Source organism: Promicromonospora sp. AC04 (assembly GCF_003058225.1).
Classification (GTDB): domain Bacteria; phylum Actinomycetota; class Actinomycetes; order Actinomycetales; family Cellulomonadaceae; genus Promicromonospora.
The window spans coordinates 546,971-565,918 of record NZ_QBUG01000002.1 but is presented as its reverse complement, the minus strand read 5'-3'; the positions used below and the strand labels follow the sequence as shown (position 1 = coordinate 565,918).

The following is an 18,948-nucleotide window of genomic DNA, read 5'->3' as shown; positions in this document are numbered from 1 at the left end:
CGTGACAAGGATGAGAATGCCTAGCGTTCAATAGCTCGGACGAGTGTGAGCGCTCGCGAGTACGTCTGAACCCGGACTACCTGACGAACACGGCCAACCGGCAGAAGACCGCGTGTCACGAGGTCGGGCACTCCGGAGGGCTCAGCCACAGTGCGACTTCGAGCGACTGCATGCGAAACGGTGCAATTACCTCGGGGTACCAGACATATAACAGTCACCACGTAGCCCACCTGAACAACAGGAGTTGATCATGAACAGACGTGCCCCGGCCCGGCTCGGAACTGCTTGCGCTGCGATCGCCATGATCACCGTAGTCGGATGTACTGCTGCGCCACCCGACGCGTCTGACCCGAGCACGACCACTAGCACTAGCACTGAAGAGTTCGTCGACATGTTCGCTGGCTACTCGCAGGACTACGAGCCCGTGGCCACGCCAGCCGAGCTTGCGTCCCAATCGACCCTCGTCGTCGAGGGTGAGATCTCGACCGTCACGGACGGCCGGACTTGGGGATCCGCGACAGACGATCCGGGAGCGAACCAGTCAGTGGTACTAAACGTCGCGATCAGCGAGATCCACGTTGGCTCGGCACCGGAGGGCTCCGGCGACACTGTCTATGTCGAGGTCCCGTCACCGGGCAACGTTGCGTTCGACGCCTACGCGAGTGCGCTGCCGGATGGCTTGACCGGCGTGTTCTACCTGATCCCAGCAGCGATGGACACCACAGACATACTTGATCCCGACGCGGGACGGCCTGCCGGACAACCCTTGTTCCAAATGGCCTCACCACAAGGTCTCGTACTTGGATCATCGGATGGGGTCCTCCAGCTCATCGAAGGCGACGAGTACCCTGAGGCAGACCTGCGGGACTTCATTCCCGAGTCGGAGCGGTTCCCGGTCGATCCCGACACAACTCCAGAACCCGACGTTCCTGCGAACTGATCGGCCCGGCCGGGGGTCTCACAAGAGTGGGAACCCCGGCCATGGTCCCGTCGCAGCATAGGGTGGTGCGCGCGGCTGCAAGTTCAGGTGGTGCTGAGCTGACTGCTAGAGGCTGCTGAGAGGCAGTTCGAACCCGGCCGGTCCGTGTCCGGCGACGCTGCGCCACTGTGCGCGGCGGCGTCCTTCGTCCCCGCGCGGGTAGGGCAGGCCGGCTTCCAGTGCGGCGGCCTCGATGGCGCGCATGGTGGTGCCGACGCCGGACGGGATCGGCGCGTGCCTGACCCAGCGGCCGTTTTGGAGGGTCCATGCCTCGCACCGGGACAGGTCCGGGCCAGTGCCGTGCCATACACGCAGGACCACGGGGCCCGGTGCGCTGGCCTCGGCGGTGGCGATCTGCCCGGCCAACGGGGAGAGCGAACGGTCGACGTCCGGGACCAGGGAGCGCAGTACTGCCAGGGCCCCGGCCTGTTCGATGGTGCCGGTGGTCTCGTCGGCGGCGCTGCGCACAGTCGCGGGTGCGTGCCCCATCGCGACAGAGCGTCCGGCCCAGGCCAGCATGCCCAGATCGTTGATCCCGTCCCCGACAGCCACGGTGCGCTCGACCGGGATGTCCAGGCGTCGGCGAACATCGTCGAGCGCGACCGCCTTGTTCACGTCCCGCGCCGCGATGTCCAGCCAGTCCGGGCCCATCGGCGTGACCGTGACGCCGGTGGCGTGCAGCGCGTCGGTGAACTGGCGGATACCCGGTCCGACGAGCACGACCCGGGTAACGGGATGAGTGATTAGATCGCTCAGGGCGACGAGCTTCTGTTGCCCGTTGAGTTCTCCCGGTTCGAACGAGGCGTTGGTCCGCCAGCCCCAGCCGACCTCTTCCACCGCGACCCGCGCTCCCGGAATCATCTCCATGGCACGGCGGATCACTGGTTCCGGGTCGAAGGTCCGAGTGTCAACGATCTCGTATCCCGACGGTGCAGACGGGTCCAGGCGCACGGTCATGGCGCCGTTGGAGCACACACCCCAACCATCGGTTAGCCCCAGCCGGGTCGCGATCGGCACCAGCCCGATCAATGAGCGACCGGTGGCGAGCACGACCTTGTGCCCGCCAGCACGGACAAGGTCTAGTTTTTCGACCGTTCCGGACGGGACCCTGTTCCCTTCTCCTACGAGTGTCCCATCGATATCGAGCGCCACGAGGGTCCGAGTGCACGTCGTGGTAGTGGCACTCATCGGACCACCATCTGACGCAGCACCGACCGGACCTGAACCTCCAGGCCGTGGCGTTCACCGGTCCACAGCGTGTGGCCCGGGACGAACATCCTGTGATCCAACGGTGCGTCCAGCCCTAGTGCGCGGGCGATGTGCTCGCCCTGGTTCAAGTCGGTCGGCTGTAGACAGATCCGGCCACGAGTCAGCGTGACGATCTCAATGAGCTCCGGCCCCACAACGTTGACGGCATCGTCAGCGATGCCCATCGCGAACGAGAGGAGGTCTGGGATACCCGACGCCTCGTCTCGATGGTGCAGATGAAGTCCCATCACAGCCCCCTCTAACCGCTCGCAGTCAGTCGTCTCGATGGCAAGCCCGCATGGCCACAGGCCGGTCAGGATCAACTTTCGGTCTGGGGCGGGATGCCGGGTGACACATTCATGTGTCACCCGGCCGAGCGGCACCCGCGGGTTCGCGCACCACCGGTAGCGTGTTGATGGTCCGTTGAGTCGCACTGGGTGAGGAGACGTGCATGTTCGTCGTCGGTGGGAACGGGTACGTGGGCTCGGCCCTGGTGGGCTTGGCTCCGGATGGCGCGGTCGTCGTATCCCGTGCCGGTATCGAACCCGGAGCGATTGCGTGGAGCGACCTCCCGAGGGCTCTCGACGAGACGATCGCACCTGTGATCGTGTGGTTGTTGGACGGCGCCAAGCACGACGAACCCGCTCGCCTCGCCGAACTGATCGAGGCCGTGCCACCGGGTGCGCACGTGGCCTACGTATCGACCTGCACTGTCTACGGCTATCAGCCCGGTGATCCTTGTGCCGAGGACACACCGCTGGAGTTGCTCGCACCTCATGCCCGGGTCAAGGCCGCCGGTGAACAGGCGTTGGCCGACGCCCAGATCAGCACGACGGTCCTTCGCCTGGGCGCGCTGTATGGGCCGGACCCGCGAGGGATTCGACGAGACCGGGTCGAGCAGTGGCTCACCGAGGCCCGCGACCACGGCACGGTCACCGTTCCGGACCCCGCTCACTGGCGCGGATGGCTGCACCGCGATCAAGCCGCCCGCGCGCTGCTGGCTGCAGCCCGGATGCGCGTGGCCGGTGTGTTCAACGTCAGTTCTGCCGATGCGACCTTCGCCGGTGCCGCGCGGCCGGCGGCAGACTGGTTTGCCGCTCAGGTCGTCGGCGCGGACGCCGCGGACCCACTCAACTACCGGATCGACTCGACCCGCGCTCGTGAGGCGGGCATCCTCTCCGTGCTGCCGGACGAAGACCTCCCGGCCTGCATCACGGCATTTGCCAAGGCCCACTGGCCCGGCGCCAACAACGGTTGACCCAAGATCAAGTCGCCAGGCTCTCCCACCGCCTGTACACGGAGGCGTAGGCTCCAGGTTGGCCTGAACTCACATCAGGGATGCGAAGCATGAACGACGACGAATCGATCGGCCGCCGGATCGCGCACTACCGCAAGACGCGCGGGATAACGCAGGTCGCCCTGGCGCAACATGCCTCGATCAGCCTGTCCCTGCTGCGCAAGGTGGAACAGGGCACGCGCGATGCGACCCCTGTCCTGATCGCGGCTGTCTCCAAGCCGCTCGATGTCGAGGTCACGGTCCTCACCGGTCAGCCCTACGGCTTCGACGGGCGTCGGCCCGACCGAATCCACGCCCTCATGCCAGGCCTTCGCCGTGCGTTGGCGTACTGGGACCTGCCACCGGAGACGCACACCTCGCCACGGACTCGGGCCGAGATCACGGCTGACGCCCGGGAGATCTCTAGGCTTCGGCAGGGCGATCGGCACGTGCAGATCGCCGAACGACTCCCCGCGCTCCTGCTGGAGACGGCGACCGCCGTCCACCGCGAGGAAGGGACCGAGCGCGAGCGCTACTTCGAGATCATGGCCGTGCTGCTGTTCGCTGCTCACTCTGTCACGTACAAGACCGGCTACCAGGACCTGTCGACGGTCATCGAAGAGCGTCTGCAATGGTCGGCCATCCAGTCAACCGACCCGCTCATGGGTGCACTGGCCGCGTGGAGCCGCACCACATCCCTGCTACGCACCGGTGCGTACGACGTCGGCCTTCGCCTGCTCGACCGAGTCCAGAGCCAGATCGCTACCGCAGACGACCTGGCCACGATCTCCATGCGAGGACCGCTGCACCTGCGCTCCGCCATCCTCGCCGCCCGCGCCGGGAACACAGGGACCGTTGACATCCACCTGGACGAAGCCCGACAGATCAGCGCTCGCCTCGGGGCCGACACCGACGGCGGATGGCATCAGCTCTCCTTCGGACCCAGCAACGTCGCGATCCACGACGTGGCCGCCGCTATCGAGCTTGGCGACGGACCGCGCGCGCTCGGACGTGCTGAGAACGTTCGCCTGTCCAACGCGGTGCCTGCCATCCGCGCCGGGCATCACTACATGGACCTTGCCCGCGCGTACCTCTGGCAGAACCGCAACGAACAAGCACTGGCCAGCCTGCAACAGGCGCGGAAGGTCGCACCGCAGCAGACACGTCACCACCCCACGACCCGCGAGGTGCTGCGCATGCTGACACGCGCCCACCGACACGCGAACGAACCCCTAGTCCGGTTCAACGCCTGGGTCGGTACAGACGCGAACGGCTGAGTTACCGCGACCCGCTACGACCGTCCGCGCTCAGTCCGCGGATAGTCCGCAAGAGGTCCGCGCGAGCCCATCCGGCCCCAACGTGACCAACGGCCGGGAGCGTTGGAATTCCAACGCTCCCGGTCGTTGTCACCCCTGCCAACCCATGCCATATGTCCGGACTGCCATCCACGAACTACCGCTGACGGTGCCGGTCAGCGGCCCCTCTTCAGCCGCTGGCCCGCATGGTCTGCAAGAGCGGGCACTGAGGTTGGCTGACGGGCGGTTGCCGGGACTCCGGTGGCCGCCCGTTCGGTCTGCGAGGCCATACTGGTCGGCCATGGACCTGGACGAGTATCAGCGCGGCGCCCTCCATACCGCCGCTCCACGCGACAAGAAGAACGAGCTGCTCCACCTGGTGCTCGGGCTGGTCGGTGAGTCGGGCGAGATCGCAGAGAAGTTCAAGAAGTGGGTCCGGGACCTCGACAGCGACGAGTCGCGGATCGACCGGGCCGACGTCGCGAAGGAGCTTGGTGACGTGCTCTGGTACGTGGCCGTGCTCGCGGACTACCTCGATCTGTCGCTGGACGACATCGCGGCGACCAACCTCGCCAAGCTGGCCAGCCGGCAGAGCCGCGGTGTGCTGGGTGGCAGCGGCGACAACCGCTGAGGTGAGGGGAAGGGGCCAACTACGTGCATCTTGACGGCGCCGTCCTCTTCAGTGCCCTCTTCAGCCTGATCTTCGTGAGCGCGGTTCTGCAGTCCCTCTCCGGCTTCGGCTTCGCGCTGTTGAGCGCCCCGCTGCTTGCCGCGACCATCGGCGGCGCGGAGGCGGTGTCGACGATCATCATCACCGGCACCGTCTGCGACGTCGCGATCCTGGCGATGCGGCGCAGCGTGCCGCGGCCGGTCGGCCGTGAGGTGTGGGCCCTGGCCGGCTGGTCCGTGCCCGGGATGCTGGTCGGCGCCTGGCTGCTGGCCTCGTTGTCGGGGGCCGGCCTGCAGATCTTCGTCGCCTGCGTGGTCATCGGTGCGGTGGTCCTGAGGATGCGCTCGCGCGAACGCGGCGTCGTCGTGCGGCCGGCCTGGGCCGTGCCGGCCGGGTTCCTCTCGGGTGCGCTGAGCACCTCGACGTCGCTCGGCGGTCCGCCGAGCGTCTACTACCTGGTCCACCGGGGCCTGACGCCGCATGCCATGCGCGACACGCTCGTCACCGTCTCGCTCGTACGCCTGCCGCTGAGCGTCGCGACACTGGTGATCGCGGGGACGTGGGAGACGTACGAGCTGTGGTTTCCCCTCGTCGGGGCGGCGCTGCTGGGGCAGCTGGTGGGGGCTCGGGCGTTCCACGTGTTCGGCAGCTCCCGGTACGAGCGCGTGGTGCTCTACCTGCTCGTCGCGTCGGCGCTGGTGTCGGTGGCGGCCCTGCTGATCGGCTGACCCCGTTCGCCGGCGTCTCCACCGCTCAACCAGCCGCCCCGCCCACCGTCGGCCTGAGCGCGCTTGCGCGCAATGCCAGGAGCTCCGGTGCGAGCACCTCGACCGAGTGGCCGGTGATCTCGACCAGGCCGTCGCGGCGCATCCGGGAGAGTGTGCGGTTTATCGTCACCCGGGTCGTTCCCAGCAGGTCGGCAAGGTCCTGCTGGGTTCCCGGCAGCTCGATGTGCGCTCGGGAAGATCCTTCGGCCTGCTCCAACAGCCAGGTGGCGAGTCTGGCCTCGACGGGCAGCGTGGCAGCGTCGGCGAACCGCTCCTGCTGGTGCCGGGCCTGGCCGGCGAGGAGGCGCAGCACGTGCCTGCGTACCGCGGGCACGTCGTCGACCAGTTCTTCGAACCGGGCGCGCGGAAGGCTGCGAACGGAGCAGGGAGTGATCGCCGTGAGGGAGGCCGTGTGCCCGCGGCCGTCGATCACGGCGACCTTGTCCAGCGCGCAGGGCCCGGTCCATTCGCCGAGGCGGACGACGCGACCGGTGGCAGTGGTGACCGTGGCGGACACCCGGCCATGCAGCACCAGCAGCAGGTGCTCGGCCCGATCGCCGACGCGGCGCAGCATCTCTCCCTGGCCGTAGTGGCGTGGCAACGAGGCGGACCAGAGCTGACGAAGCCGGTCATCGGGCAGCCCGGTCAGCAGAGGCACGGCGGCCAGCTTCTGCCAGTCGGCAGATGTATCGGCTGATACTGAGCGCCTCATCCTCCGACCGTACCGTCGGCCACATGCTGATTCTCGAGCTGACCTTCACCGACTCCCCGGAACGCCTCGCCGCACGTCCGGCGCACCGCTCGTTCCTCGCCGCGCTCCACGAAGAGGGCCGCCTGATCGCGGCAGGCCCGTGGGCGGACGACTCGGGCGCGTTGCTCGTGTTCGACGTCGAGCGCGCGGAGCTGGGACGCATCCTCGAGACAGATCCGTACTACCGCACGCCGGGTGTGCGGGTGGCCGGCATCCGGGAGTGGGTGCCCGTGGTCGGTCCGCGGCCCGGCGACCACGGGCACGCGGCTCAGCCCACGGCCACCGGCTCCGCGACGGGCTCGGCAGGGGCCGGCTGAGCGTGGGTGAGCGAGAGCCCCTGGCCACGTCGGCGGAACAGCAGTGCCGACAGGACGGCTCCCACGGCGAAGAAGCCCGCGCCCCACCAGTACGCGGTCGAGTAGCTGGCGATCGCCGCCTGCGCGCCGATCGCCTCGGTCACGGGCGCATGCGCCGCGAGGTAGTCGGCCGCGGCGGTGGCGGCCAGGGTGTTGAGCAGGGCGGTGCCGATCGAGCCGCCGACCTGCTGGCTCGTGTTCACCATCGCCGACGCGACGCCGGCGAACTGCCGGTCGACGCCGAGCGTGGCGGTCTGCATCGACGCGGGCATGATCGTCCCCATCGCGAAGCCGATGACCATCAGCGCCGGAAGGATGTGCCCGGCGTACGTGCTCGAGCCGTCGAGGAACGTGAGGTAGACCATGCCGACCGCGCCCAGCGTCATGCCCACCGGAACCATGATCTTGGGGCCGAACCGCGGCACGAACAGGTTGGTGCCGAGCTGCGCGGCGAGCACCAGCATCGCGATCATGGGCAGGAACGCGAGGCCCGTCTGGATCGGCGAGTACCCCAGCGTGAGCTGCAGGTAGTAGGTCACGAACAGGAAGATGCCGAACATCCCGGCGCCGGCGATCAGCACCGAGAGGTAGGCAGCGCCGCGGTTTCGGTCGAGGACTATCGACAGCGGCAGGAGCGGGTGCGTTGCTCGCGTCTGCCAGGCGACGAAGCCGGTCAGCAGGACGACGGCGCCGGCCAGCATGCCCCAGGTCAGGGGCGCGTCCCAGCCTCCGGTCTCGGCGTTCGAGAAGCCGTAGACAAGACCGAAGAGCGCGCCGGACACGAGCAGGGTGCCGGGGACGTCCAGCTTGGGCCGCGGGCCGCTGCGTGCGATGAGCGGGATGAAGACGAGGGCCCCGACGAGGGCGATCGCGGCGATGAAGACGTTGATGTAGAGGTTCCAGCGCCAGTCGAGGGACTCCGTCAGGACGCCGCCGAGCAGCAGCCCGACCGCACCACCGGCGCCGGCGATCGCGCCGAAGACCCCGAAGGCGCGTGCACGCTCCTTCGGGATGGTGAACGTGGTGGTGAGCACGGCGAGCGCCGTGGGGGCGAGCAGGGCGCCGAACACGCCCTGGAGGGCACGGGCGGCGACGAGCAGCTCGAACGAGCCGGCGGCTCCGCCGAGCGCCGAGGCGATGGCGAAGCCGATGAGGCCGACGATGAAGGTGCGCTTGCGACCGATGAGGTCGGAGAGGCGCCCGCCGAGCAGGAGGAGGCTCGCGAAGGCGAGGGAGTAGGCCGTGATGACCCACTGGCGCTCGCCGTCGGAGAAGCCGAGATCGGCCTGGGCCGAGGGGAGAGCGATGTTCACGACTGTCGCGTCGAGGACGACCATGAGCTGTGCGAGCCCGACCACGACGAGCGTGATCCAGCGACGGCCGTCGGTCGCGGGGGCTGAGGTTTCGGACATGCCAGCCACCATATACGGAACTGACGAGTTCCGGATATGGCTGGTTCAATAATTAACCTGACGGTAAGGTCGAGGCGGACAGAGAGGAGGGTGACTGCGATGACGCAGACCGAGGGAGTCGAGGCGAAACCCCGGCTCGGACGCAAGAGGGACCACACCCGCGATCCCAAGATCCTGGACGCCGCGCTCGACGTGCTGTCCGAGACCGGTTATGACGGGATGACCATCGACATGGTCGCGGCGCGCGCCAAGGCCGGCAAGGCCACTCTCTACCGCAGGTGGCCGTCCAAGTCCGAGCTCGTGCTCGACGCCGTCGTGTGCATGAAGTCGAGGGACATCGACCTCGACGCCCTGCCGGACACGGGGACGCTGCGCGGGGACCTCGTCGCGATGATCAGGCCGCCGAGCATCCACGACAGTGAGCGCAAGCTCAAGGTGATGGCCGGGATCGCCTCCATGATCGCCCGCAGTCCCGAGCTTGCCGCCGCTGCGCAGGAGGCCCTCGTCGAGCCGCGCGCATCCGCCAACCGCATCTTCTTCCGGCGTGCGATCGATCGCGGCGAGATCCCGGCGGACTCCGCGGTCGAGAGACTCTGCATGATCGGCCCGGCGATGGTCGCGTACCGCGTGCTCATGCTGGGCAAGCCTGTCGATCGCGAGTTCCTGATCTGGACCATCGACGGGGTCATCCTGCCCGCCGCAGGACTACGCACCAGCTGAGCCTCGTGCACCTGACGGCGCCGTCCTCTTCAGTGCTCTTCAACCTGACCTTCGTGAGCGCGGTCCTGCAGTCGCTCTCCGGCAACGAAAGCAGGCAACTCTCCCATGCGGGCATACGTGCTGAACCGGTACGGGGACGCGAGTGCGATGAGATCTCAGGACGTCCCCGAGCCCGTGCCGGGCGACGGTGACGTACTCATCCGCGTTCGGGCCGCCGGCCTGAACCCACTCGACTACAAGGTCCGCGAAGGCAGGATGCGCCTGCTGAACCGCCTCGACCTGCCCATGGTCGCGGGGAGCGAGCTGTCCGGTGTGATCGAGGAGACCGGCGCCGGAGTCACGCGGTTCGCGGTCGGGGACCGGGTCTTTGCCCGGGTGGACAAGAGGAGGCTGGGCGCGTTCGCCCCCTTCGTCGTCGTCGACGAGACCCTCGTGGCGAAGATGCCGACGTCGCTGGACTTCGCCGATGCGGCCGGGCTCCCGCTGGCCGGGTTGACCGCGCTGCAGGCGCTGAGGGACGAGCTGACCGTGACTGCGGGCGACCGCGTCTTCATCTCCGGCGGAGCCGGGGGCGTCGGCACCCTGGCCATCCAGCTGGCCGTCTGGATGGGCGCGAGGGTGGCCACCACCGCATCCCCCTGTGGCGAGGAACTGGTGCGGTCTCTCGGAGCCGAGACGGTCGTCGACTATCGGACGCAGAGGTTCAAGGACCTCCTCCGTGACTATGACGGCGCCATCGACCTGACCGGCGGCCAGGACCTGATGGACAGCTTCGCCATCCTCAAGCGCGGTGCCAGGACGGTCTCCGTCGCAGGAGTCCCCGACGCGACAACCGCTCGCCTGGACCTGGACGTCGGCCCGCTGGTCACCGCCGCACTGTGGGCGGCCACCACCAGGGTCCGCCGCGAAGCCCGGCGCAATGGCGTCGGCTACCGGTACATGTTCATGCACCCGAGCGGTGCGGACCTCGACCTGCTTGCCGACCTGGTCGATCAGGGCAAGCTCAGGACAGTGACAGACCAGGTCTTCCCGTTCGAGCAGATCACCGAGGCATTCACCTACCTGGAACGCGGCCGGGCCAAGGGGAAGGTCGTCGTCCAGATGTAGAACAACTGACCACCGGCGGGCTTGCTGCCCGCGCATGTGATGCTCCCTTTCGCCGCCGGCAGCTGCGCCGGGACTGGCTCGATCGCGGCGTACCGTAGGCACGTGCCTACACCGGAGGTCCCGTTCGTGAGCCCATGGGACGAGCTTTGACCCGCCTGCCCCGGGTCGTCGCGACCGACCTCGACGGCACGCTGCTGCGCAGCGACGGCCAGGTCTCCGACCGCACCCGGCAGGTCCTCGCCGACCTGGACGCGGCCGGCGTCGAGGTGGTCTTCGTGACCGCCCGCCCACCGCGCTGGCTCACCCACCTCGCCGACACCGTCGGCGGGCACGGCCGCGTCATCTGCATCGGCGGCGCCTGCGTGCTCGACCTCGCCTCCGGCGAGACCCTCGACACCTGCGGGTTCGACGACGACGCGGTGCGCGCTGCTGTGGCCGGCATCCGGGCCGCGCTGCCCCACGCCGCGCTCGCCTTCGAGCGGCCCGACGGCGTCGCGTTCGACCCGATGTACCCGAACCGGGAGCCGGCGCTGGACCCCGACCTGTGGTCGGTGCCCGTCGAGGACACGCTCGGCGCTCGCGGCCCGGTGTCCAAGATCCTCGCGCTCGACCCCGCGCACATCCCGCCGCCGGGCATCCTCCTGGACCCGCCGGAGGAGATCCGGCTCGCGCAGGAGCAGTTCTTCACCGCGGTGCGCGCCGCGGTGGGGGAGCACGCGCAGCTGGCGTACTCGGGCGCCGTCGGCCTGGCCGAGCTCATGCCGCCCGGCGTCGACAAGGCCGCCGCCCTGGCCCGCTGGTGTGCGCGGCTCGGCGTCGACGCCGCCGACGTCTGGGCCTTCGGCGACATGCCCAACGACCTGCCGATGCTCACCTGGGCCGGTCGCGGGATCGCCGTGGCCAACGCCCACGAGGACGTGCTGGCCTGCGCGGACGCCGTCGTCGGCCATCATGATGCCGACGGCGTGGCGGAGGAGCTGGCGACCGCGCTGGCCCGGACCTTGGTCTAGCCCACCGGGTCCAGCAGCGGGCTCAGGTGTCGGCTGCCCAGGGCGCGGGTCGCCTGGCGCGCACCCGCGCGCAGGCACTCCGCGGTGCCCGCGCCGCCGAGGTGCGCCGCGAAGAACCCGGCGAAGAACGCGTCTCCGGCGCCGTTGGTGTCGACCACCTCCGTGGGCTCCGCCGGGCACTCGAACCAGCCCTCCGCGGTGCGCGCCACGGCCCCGCGGGCGCCGAGCGTGCACACCACCGTGCTCGCGCCTCGCTCCAGCAGCGACGTCATGAGGGCGCGGTGGTCGTCGGTGCCGTCGTCGTTGAGGAAGATGTACCCGCACGCGTCCGCGAACGGCTGGTGGAACTCGGCGACGCCGTCGTAGTCGTGCAGGTCGGTCCAGAGCGTTGCACCGCTCGCGACGGCGGCCGGCAGCAGGCTCTGCCCGACGGCGCTCAGGTCCAGCACCACGTGCTCGGCCCTGGCCAGCCGCGCGACCGCCGCGGCGTCGGGCCCGGGCGACGAGACGGGGACCGCGAGGTAGATCGAGATGCGCTCGCCTGCGTCGGTCATGAGGTTCAGGTGCTGCTCCGACGGCCCGACGACACGGCGCGCCAGCACCTCGGCACCCCGCGCGCGCTCGAGCGCCGCGAGGATCAGGTTCCCCTCCGGGTCGGTCCCGACGTCGGCGACGAGCGTGGCCGCCACCCCGAGGTCGGCGAGGTGCAGGACCTTGCCGGCGCTCGTGCCGCCCAGCGTGCGCACGGACCCGCGCGCGAACACGGTGTGCGGCCTGGGCTCGGGGAGGTGGTCGAGCCGGACCATCGTGTTCCACGTCGCGGGCCCGGCCACCACGGTGCGAGGAGTATCCATATGCATAACCCTGCCACTGGGCGGAGGTCCGGTTCGACAACGGCCTCGGGCGCCGGACCGAGCCGGCTCCGGCACCCGAGACCGCTCTCAGGAAGCGCCGAGCAGCACCACGTGCATGCCGGCGACAGCGGCCGGCTCGGCGGTCAGATCGATCGCGGCGACCCGGCCCTCGTGCACGACCACCGTGAACACGAAGCGCGGGATGCCGCCCGGCGCCCCGGCGAACCCGACCGAGCCGTCGATCAGCGCGGGCACCGCCGCCTTCGCCCGGCCACGGAACGACTCCGCCACCGCTGCGGCACCACGGACCTCGCGGGCCAGCCGGGGCGCACCCCGGTCGGCGTTGGCGGCGGCTGCCTCGACGGCCGCCTGGTCGGCGTGCAGCACCACGTCCGGCGCGAGCAGGGCCAGCAGGCCCGCGAGGTCGCCCGTCCGGGAGGCCAGGAGGAACGCCTCGACCACCTGCCGGTCGGTGCGGGCACCGCCGTCGGCCCGGTCGTCGACGCCGGCCCGCGCGGCGGCCTCCGCCGTCGACCCGGACTGCACCCGACGCCGCCCGCGGCTCGCGAGCTGGCGCGCCGCCGCGACGGACCGGCCCAGCACGGGCGCGATCTGCTCGTACGGGACGGCGAACAGGTCGTGCAGCACGAAGGCCAGTCGCTCGGCCGGGTCGAGGCTCTCCAGCACGATCTGCATCGCCACGCCGACGACGTCGGCCAGCTCGGCCTCCCGGGCCGGATCCGGGCCGTCCTCGTCCAGGATCTCGGGCGCGGCGTCGTCGGGCCGGCCGGACGGCAGCGGGTCCTCGCGGCGCGTCGACCGGGAGCGGAGCATGTCGAGGCAGATCCGGCCGGTGACCGTGGTCAGCCAGGCGGCGAGGTTGTCGATGCCCGCATCGCCGGTGCGGTTCAGGCGCAGCCAGGTCTCCTGGAGCGCGTCGTCGGCGTCGTCGGGATTGCCGAGCATGCGGTAGGCCACCGCCCGCAGGCGAGGCCGGTGCTGCTCGAAGGCGGAGGCAAGTTCGTCGGGGCTCATCTGTCACATCCTGGCTCTCGGTGTCGTCAAGGGGATGACGGCGCGCAGGACGCCGATGTGACCGGCCGGACCCCCGGCCACGACGAGAGGACCGTGATGACCACCGAGACCACCACCCACCAGGCCCAGGGCTTTGCACCCGAAGCGTCCACCACACCGCACCTGCGGACCGTGACACCCAGGATGAAGAACCCGGCGACGGTCGTCCCCGGCGCGGTCAAGGTCCTCGCCGGGCTCGGGCAGATGGTCCACGGGCAGGGCGTGCCCGCGGCCACGCTCGAGCTGGTGCACCTCCGTGCCAGCCAGATCAACGGCTGCGGCTGGTGCATCGACTACGGGATGCGGCAGGCACGCAAGGCCGGCGAGTCGGAGGACCGCCTCGCGTCGGTGGCGGCCTGGCGCGAGTCGCCCTACCTCACCGAGGCCGAGTGCGCGGCGCTCGCGCTCGCGGAGGCGATCACCCGCCTCGCCGACAGCTCCGACCCGGTGCCCGACGACGTCTGGGCCGCCGCTGCCGAGCACTTCGACGAGCAGGCGCTCGGTGCGCTGGTGCTGCACGTCGGGGTCACCAACCTCTACAACCGCCTCAACGTGACGGTCCGCCAGGTGCCCGGTACCTGGTGAGCCGCTGTCGCCCGGTCGTCAGCCGACGACCGGGCACGGCCGGGTGACCACGTCGCCATGGGTGGGCCGGACCGCGATCGCGACGTCGGCGACGCCCCGCCCCGAGGCGGCGACCACGGCGGCGGCCGTACAGATGATCTGGTCCATGCCGACGGGGCTGATCTCGGCGCTGCGCAGCGGCAGGTAGATCGTCACGTAGTCCCCGGCGTCCTCCACCACCGTCCTGGTGGTCGTCGGTGGTATCTCGCTGTGCAGGCCGGCCTCCGTGGGGTCGACGTCGGCCATCAGCAGCTGGATCGCCCCGAGCACCGTCCCCAGGCGGCCGGTGTCCCGCGTGTCGGGCCGCAGCCGTCCGCCGTCGTCGACGAAGTAGAGGGTGGGGCCGCCCGCCAGCCCGGTGGGCGCCTCGCCGCCGTCCTCGACGCCGCTCGGCCCGACGCCGCAGCCGCTGGTCAGTGCGCCGGCCGCCAAGGCAAGGGCGACCGCGGTGGCGCGCACCCAACGCGCGCTCATCGCCCGGCCTCGTCGTCGTCGATGCCGGCGTCCTCGTCGATATCGGCCTCGTCGTCGAGCCGGCGAGGCAGCCGGAGCACGAACCGGGCTCCGGCGTCATCGCTGTCGCGCGCGGAGACGTCCCCGCCGTGCAGCCGGGCGTTCACCAGCGTGATCGCGAGGCCGAGCCCACTGCCGTCCGAGCGCGTCCGGGACGGATCGCCCTTGTAGAAGCGTCCGAAGAGCCGGTCGGGGGCGACGCCCTCGGGCAGCCCGGGACCGTGGTCCGTGACGACGACGAGCACGTCGTCCGCCTCTGCCCGTACCTCGACCGCGACGGGCGGGCTGCCGTGCCGCAGCGCGTTGCCCACGAGGTTGGCCACGGAGATGTCCAGCCTGCGCACGTCGACGCGGGCGGGTACCGGCTCCGCGGGAACCAGGACGACGCCGTCGGTCCAGCCCCGGGTGCGGACGGTGTCGGCCACCACGTGGACCACGTCGACCAGCTCCGGCCGGAGCTCGACGGCACCGGCGTCGAGCCGGGACAGCTCGAGCAGGTCCTCGGCCAGGCGGGCCAGCTTCCGGGTCCGGTCGACGGCCATCGTCGTCATCTCCCGCTCCTCCGGGGACCGGTCGCGCGCGTCGGCGTCCAGCATCTCCATGATCGAGGTGAGCGCCATGAGTGGCGTCCGCAGCTCGTGGGAGACGTCGGCGACGAAGCGCCTGGCGTCCGCCTCCCGGTCGCGCAGCTTGCCGACCGACCGTTCCAGCGCGGCCGCCGTGTCGTTGAACGTGGACGCGAGGTCGGCCAGCTCGTCCCGGCCGGACGGCGTGAGCCGGGTGCCGAGATTCCCCTCCGCGAGCTGGTTCGCGCTGTGCGCGAGCCGCTGGACAGGACGCAGCACGCTGCGCGAGACCAGGAGGGCGAGGAGCACGGCCAGCGGCAGGGCGCCCACGATGGTCAGCACCACGACGCGCGTCCACTGGTCGAGCTGGGCCTGGGTCGGGGTCAGGCCCTGCACCACGTAGACCTCGATGCCGGAGGCGCGCTGACCGCCGTCCACGCTCGTGAGCAGGATCGGGGCGGCCATCACGAGGTGCGGGCCCGACTCGTCGACGACCCGCTGCACGGAGAACCGGTCGCCGTCCGCGACGGCGGCGCGCAGCTCGTCGCTGATCAGCCCCAGCGCACCGCCCGACGCCGCGGTCAGGCCCTCGTAGGTGACCATCGAGTCCTCGCCGAGCGAGATGCGCAGCCGGTCCAGGGACTGCTGGTCGGGCGGGTACTCGACCTCCGGAGCGAGGCGGGAGATCTGGTCCCGGACGGCGTCGACGGCGCGCCGCTGGGTCTCCTCCACGAGCGACGCCCGGGCCGCGATGTACCCTGCGGCCGACGCCGCGGTGGCGGCGACCATCGCGACCGCCACGAACGCCAGGATCACCCGCGCCCGCAGGCTCCTGGGCCACCAGCGCCGGGCCGTGCTCTCGACTCGCATGCCGTCCGTACGCCTACACCGGGCCGAACCGGTAGCCGAAGCCCCGCACGGTCTGGATGAACACCGGAGCGGCGGGATCGGCCTCGATCTTGGCGCGCAGCCGCTGCACCCCGTTGTCCACCAGCCGGGAGTCGCCGAGGTAGCTGTGCTCCCACACGGACTCCAGGAGCTGCTGCCGGCTCAGCACCTGGCCCGGCGAGCCCGAGAGCTCCAGCAGCAGCCGCAGCTCCGTGGGCGTCATCGCAACCGCGTCCCCGTCGCGGGTCACGGTCATGGAGGCGCGGTCGATGACCAGATCGCCGTACGCCGCCCTGCTCCGGCCTGCCCGGTCCGGGGCACCACGGCGGAGCACCGCCCTGATCCGCGCGTCGATGACGCGGGGCTCGACGGGCTTGACGACGTAGTCGTCGGCGCCCGACTCCAGCCCGCTCACGACGTCGATGTCGTCGCCCCGGGCCGTCAGCATCACGATCGGGACGGTCCCCGCAGCACGGATCCTGCGGCACACCTCGAAGCCGTCCATCCCCGGCAGCATCAGGTCGAGGACGACGAGCTCCGCGGCGTGCTCCCGGTACAGCCGGAGACCCTCCTCGCCGCTCGGTGCGGAGGCGACGTCGTGCCCGTACCTGCCCAGTGCCTTGGCGAGGCTGATCCGGACCGAGTGGTCGTCCTCGATCAACAGGATGCGGGACATGGCACAAGTATCGAGGAGACCTTCGGGCCCAGCCATGCCGCCGGGAGGTCTGCGACACGGTTGCGACATTCCGGCGACGGGGCCGTGACGCGCCCGCCCGAGCGTGGGGCGCATGAACAGAACTCAGCTTCGACGTCGTCCCGGGGTGCTGACCATGAACGAGCATGTGGGGCTGAACGAGCGTGCGGGGATCAACCAGCGGGTGGGGCTGAACCAGCGCGACGGGCGGCTGCCGGCGCTGGACGGACTGCGCGGGGTGGCGATCCTCGGGGTGCTGCTGTTCCACGCGGGCCACCTTGGCGGCGGGTTCCTCGGCGTCGACCTCTTCTTCGCACTGTCCGGCTACCTGATCACCGACCTGCTGCTGCGTGAGGTCCGGGTCAGCGGCACGGTGTCGCTGGTCGCGTTCTGGGGCCGCCGGGCCCGCCGGCTGCTGCCCGCGCTGGCGACCATGCTGGTCGTCGTCACCCTGCTGACCTGGGCGCTCGGCGACTCCGACCTGTGGCGATCCGCACTGTCGGACGGTCCGTGGGTGCAGGCGAACCTGGTCAACTGGCACCTGCTCGGCGAGTCGGCCGGCTACTGGGAGGGGTTCGGCGTGGGCCGGGTGTTCGGTCACCTGTGGAGCATCGCGGTCGAGGAACAGTTCTACCTGGTCTGGCCGGTGGTCGTGCTGCTCGTCGCCCGGTGGGCGCGGCGGGTGCGGCGGGCCGGACTGGCGGGACAGGCGGGGCCGGTCGGTCAGGAAGCGCTGGTGGCCTGGATCGCGGCCGTCGTGTCCATTGCGTCGCTCGCGCTCATGATCCTGCTGCTCGACCCGGCCGACACGACCCGCGTCTACACGGGCACCGACACCCGGGCTTTCTCGCTGATGCTCGGCGCGCTGGTGGCCACGACCCCGGTGCGGAGGGCGCTGCAGCGACACGTCGGCAGGCGGGCCGGCTCGGTCCTGGCAGTGCTGGTGGCCGCCCTGGTCACACTCTGGTGGGTGGCCGACGGCGAAGCGTCCCCGTGGCTCTACCAGGGTGGACTGTTCGCGCACTCGCTGATCGCCGCGCTGGTGGTCGTGCTCTGCGTCCAGGCGCCGGGCAGCCTGCTCGCCCGGATGCTCGGCGTGCGGCCCCTGCGTGCGCTCGGCCTCGTCTCCTACAGCCTGTATCTGTGGCACTGGCCGGTCTTCCTGATCCTGTCCGAGCAGCGGCTCGGCCTCACGGGATGGTCCCGCACCGCGGTCATCTGCGCGGTGTCGGTGGCGCTCGCGGCCCTGTCCACGGTCCTCGTGGAGAACCCGGTGCGGTTCCGGGCGGGCTGGGCACGAGCACGGTCGGGACTGACGGCCCTGGTGGCGGTGACGATCGCGCTCGCGCTGTTCTGGGTGGTCGTGCCCCGGCCGCCCGTGGCCGAGGTGGACGCGGGCGCGGTGGGCTCGGGTGATGCACTGCCGGGGTCTGGTGCCGGGTCGGGCTCCGGCTCGCGGCCGGAGCTGTCCACGGTCCTGTTCATGGGCGACTCGATCGCGGCGGGGGAGGCGCTGCCGCTGGATGCCGCCATGACGGCCAGCGGCCTCACGTTGGAGTCCGTCGCGTCGGACGGCGGCGGGGGAGTGGTCGGCCCGCTCGCCGAGTCGACCTGGGCGGAGCTGCCCGCCGTCATCAACTCCGTCGAGCCGGACGTGATCGTCTACCAGATCACGACCTACGACTGGGGTACCGAGCAGGAGCAGCGCGCCGGCTACGAGCGGCTGGTTCGCGTCGCCGCGGACGCCGGGGCCGAGCTCGTCGTCGTCCCCTTCCCGCCGATCCGGCCGGACGACTTCTACACACCGCACATGGACGACCTGGACCGCACGGACGACGTCGCCCGAGACGTGGCCGCGAGCTCGGGCGGACGGGCCGTCGTGCTCGACAGCGCCGTCGTGTGGGGCGACACCTTCCAGCGAGAACGCGACGGTACGCCGGACCGTAGCTCCGACGGCATCCACACCTGCCAGCAGGGCGCCGCCCGGTTCGCGGGCTGGCTGCTGGAGGAGCTGGCGCAGCGGTACTCGGGGTTCGTCCCTGCCGACCCGCAGGAATGGGTGGACGCCGGCTGGGCGGCGGACGCGCGCTTCAAGGGCTGCTGAGGGGACACACGGTCGAACAACCCCGCCCCGCCGTTGGTCG

At 70.6% G+C, this 18,948-nt stretch carries 20 protein-coding genes and 1 pseudogene; 11 read left to right on the top strand and 10 right to left on the bottom strand.

Annotation, left to right across the window (positions count from 1 at the left end):
- Nucleotides 1-391 precede the first annotated feature (391 nt).
- Nucleotides 392-940 (top strand): hypothetical protein, encoded by a 549-nt coding sequence (locus C8K30_RS08075; RefSeq protein ID WP_108492351.1) that lies wholly within the window; start codon nt 392-394, stop codon nt 938-940.
- Nucleotides 941-1,045: 105 nt separating this feature from the next.
- On the opposite strand, the gene C8K30_RS08070 is transcribed toward C8K30_RS08075, so the two are convergent.
- The 3 genes and pseudogenes from C8K30_RS08070 to C8K30_RS08065 form a co-directional block, all read right to left on the bottom strand.
- A complete protein-coding gene (locus C8K30_RS08070; RefSeq protein WP_233257069.1) occupies nt 1,046-1,846 on the bottom strand; it encodes an HAD family hydrolase in 801 nt (266 codons plus the stop codon).
- 36 nt (nt 1,847-1,882) lie between these two features.
- Nucleotides 1,883-2,167: pseudogene (locus C8K30_RS31205) on the bottom strand (HAD family hydrolase); the annotation flags it as partial.
- On the bottom strand, nt 2,164-2,475 hold the full coding sequence (locus tag C8K30_RS08065) for a hypothetical protein (protein WP_146197383.1): 312 nt from the start codon (nt 2,473-2,475) through the stop codon (nt 2,164-2,166). The gene C8K30_RS08065 and the pseudogene C8K30_RS31205, both read right to left, overlap by 4 nt.
- 203 nt (nt 2,476-2,678) lie before the next feature.
- Here C8K30_RS08065 and C8K30_RS08060 point away from each other — a divergent pair, with 203 nt between their 5' ends.
- From C8K30_RS08060 to C8K30_RS08045, 4 genes are all read left to right on the top strand, one after another.
- The gene (locus C8K30_RS08060) at nt 2,679-3,485 is read left to right on the top strand and encodes an NAD(P)-dependent oxidoreductase (RefSeq protein WP_108492348.1); all 807 of its coding nucleotides are present in this window, start codon (nt 2,679-2,681) and stop codon (nt 3,483-3,485) included.
- Nucleotides 3,486-3,574: 89 nt separating this feature from the next.
- Nucleotides 3,575-4,780: a helix-turn-helix domain-containing protein gene (locus tag C8K30_RS08055; protein ID WP_158280960.1), complete on the top strand. Its 1,206-nt coding sequence runs from the start codon at nt 3,575-3,577 to the stop codon at nt 4,778-4,780.
- Between the two features lie 319 nt (nt 4,781-5,099).
- The gene (locus C8K30_RS08050; RefSeq protein WP_108492346.1) at nt 5,100-5,429 is read left to right on the top strand and encodes a nucleoside triphosphate pyrophosphohydrolase family protein; all 330 of its coding nucleotides are present in this window, start codon (nt 5,100-5,102) and stop codon (nt 5,427-5,429) included.
- A gap of 23 nt (nt 5,430-5,452) precedes the next feature.
- Nucleotides 5,453-6,196 (top strand): sulfite exporter TauE/SafE family protein, encoded by a 744-nt coding sequence (locus tag C8K30_RS08045; RefSeq protein WP_108492345.1) that lies wholly within the window; start codon nt 5,453-5,455, stop codon nt 6,194-6,196.
- 25 nt (nt 6,197-6,221) lie between these two features.
- On the opposite strand, the gene C8K30_RS08040 is transcribed toward C8K30_RS08045, so the two are convergent.
- Nucleotides 6,222-6,947 carry a Crp/Fnr family transcriptional regulator gene (locus C8K30_RS08040; RefSeq protein ID WP_108492344.1) on the bottom strand — a complete coding sequence of 242 codons (726 nt, stop codon included), beginning with the start codon at nt 6,945-6,947 and terminating at the stop codon, nt 6,222-6,224.
- A gap of 23 nt (nt 6,948-6,970) precedes the next feature.
- Here C8K30_RS08040 and C8K30_RS08035 point away from each other — a divergent pair, with 23 nt between their 5' ends.
- Nucleotides 6,971-7,303, top strand: coding sequence for a YciI family protein (locus C8K30_RS08035; RefSeq protein WP_108492343.1), 333 nt, complete (start codon nt 6,971-6,973; stop codon nt 7,301-7,303).
- Here the strand turns inward: C8K30_RS08035 and C8K30_RS08030 are convergent.
- On the bottom strand, nt 7,255-8,754 hold the full coding sequence (locus C8K30_RS08030) for an MFS transporter (RefSeq protein WP_233257048.1): 1,500 nt from the start codon (nt 8,752-8,754) through the stop codon (nt 7,255-7,257). The genes C8K30_RS08035 and C8K30_RS08030 overlap by 49 nt on opposite strands.
- A gap of 99 nt (nt 8,755-8,853) precedes the next feature.
- Between C8K30_RS08030 and C8K30_RS08025 the strand changes: the two genes are divergently transcribed.
- The 3 genes from C8K30_RS08025 to C8K30_RS08015 all read left to right on the top strand — a co-directional run bounded on the left by C8K30_RS08025 (nt 8,854) and on the right by C8K30_RS08015 (nt 11,591).
- A complete protein-coding gene (locus C8K30_RS08025) occupies nt 8,854-9,474 on the top strand; it encodes a TetR/AcrR family transcriptional regulator (protein ID WP_108492341.1) in 621 nt (206 codons plus the stop codon).
- Nucleotides 9,475-9,621: 147 nt separating this feature from the next.
- Nucleotides 9,622-10,581 carry an NADP-dependent oxidoreductase gene (locus tag C8K30_RS08020; protein ID WP_233257047.1) on the top strand — a complete coding sequence of 320 codons (960 nt, stop codon included), beginning with the start codon at nt 9,622-9,624 and terminating at the stop codon, nt 10,579-10,581.
- 134 nt (nt 10,582-10,715) lie between these two features.
- Nucleotides 10,716-11,591 (top strand): HAD family hydrolase, encoded by an 876-nt coding sequence (locus tag C8K30_RS08015; protein ID WP_233257046.1) that lies wholly within the window; start codon nt 10,716-10,718, stop codon nt 11,589-11,591.
- Here C8K30_RS08015 and C8K30_RS08010 read toward each other — a convergent pair.
- Nucleotides 11,588-12,445, bottom strand: a complete 858-nt coding sequence (locus C8K30_RS08010; RefSeq protein WP_108492338.1) for a carbohydrate kinase family protein — start codon at nt 12,443-12,445, stop codon at nt 11,588-11,590. The two genes, C8K30_RS08015 and C8K30_RS08010, sit on opposite strands and share 4 nt — an antisense overlap.
- A gap of 87 nt (nt 12,446-12,532) precedes the next feature.
- Nucleotides 12,533-13,480 carry a sigma-70 family RNA polymerase sigma factor gene (locus tag C8K30_RS08005; protein ID WP_108492337.1) on the bottom strand — a complete coding sequence of 316 codons (948 nt, stop codon included), beginning with the start codon at nt 13,478-13,480 and terminating at the stop codon, nt 12,533-12,535.
- Between the two features lie 96 nt (nt 13,481-13,576).
- Here C8K30_RS08005 and C8K30_RS08000 point away from each other — a divergent pair, with 96 nt between their 5' ends.
- Nucleotides 13,577-14,104: a carboxymuconolactone decarboxylase family protein gene (locus C8K30_RS08000; RefSeq protein WP_199230393.1), complete on the top strand. Its 528-nt coding sequence runs from the start codon at nt 13,577-13,579 to the stop codon at nt 14,102-14,104.
- An 18-nt stretch (nt 14,105-14,122) separates the two neighbouring features.
- Here the strand turns inward: C8K30_RS08000 and C8K30_RS07995 are convergent, their stop codons facing one another.
- From C8K30_RS07995 to C8K30_RS07985, 3 genes are read right to left on the bottom strand one after another with little or no spacing between them, the layout of a single operon-like run.
- Entirely contained in the window at nt 14,123-14,617 is a 495-nt protein-coding gene (locus C8K30_RS07995) for a hypothetical protein (RefSeq protein WP_108492336.1), read from the bottom strand.
- Entirely contained in the window at nt 14,614-16,092 is a 1,479-nt protein-coding gene (locus C8K30_RS07990; RefSeq protein ID WP_108492335.1) for a HAMP domain-containing sensor histidine kinase, read from the bottom strand. The genes C8K30_RS07995 and C8K30_RS07990 overlap by 4 nt, the downstream gene beginning before the upstream one ends.
- A 13-nt stretch (nt 16,093-16,105) precedes the next feature.
- Complete coding sequence (locus C8K30_RS07985) at nt 16,106-16,786, bottom strand: response regulator transcription factor (RefSeq protein WP_108492334.1); 681 nt, start codon at nt 16,784-16,786, stop codon at nt 16,106-16,108.
- Between the two features lie 154 nt (nt 16,787-16,940).
- Here C8K30_RS07985 and C8K30_RS07980 point away from each other — a divergent pair, with 154 nt between their 5' ends.
- Nucleotides 16,941-18,908, top strand: a complete 1,968-nt coding sequence (locus C8K30_RS07980) for an acyltransferase family protein (protein WP_108492582.1) — start codon at nt 16,941-16,943, stop codon at nt 18,906-18,908.
- The last annotated feature ends 40 nt before the right edge of the window (nt 18,909-18,948 follow it).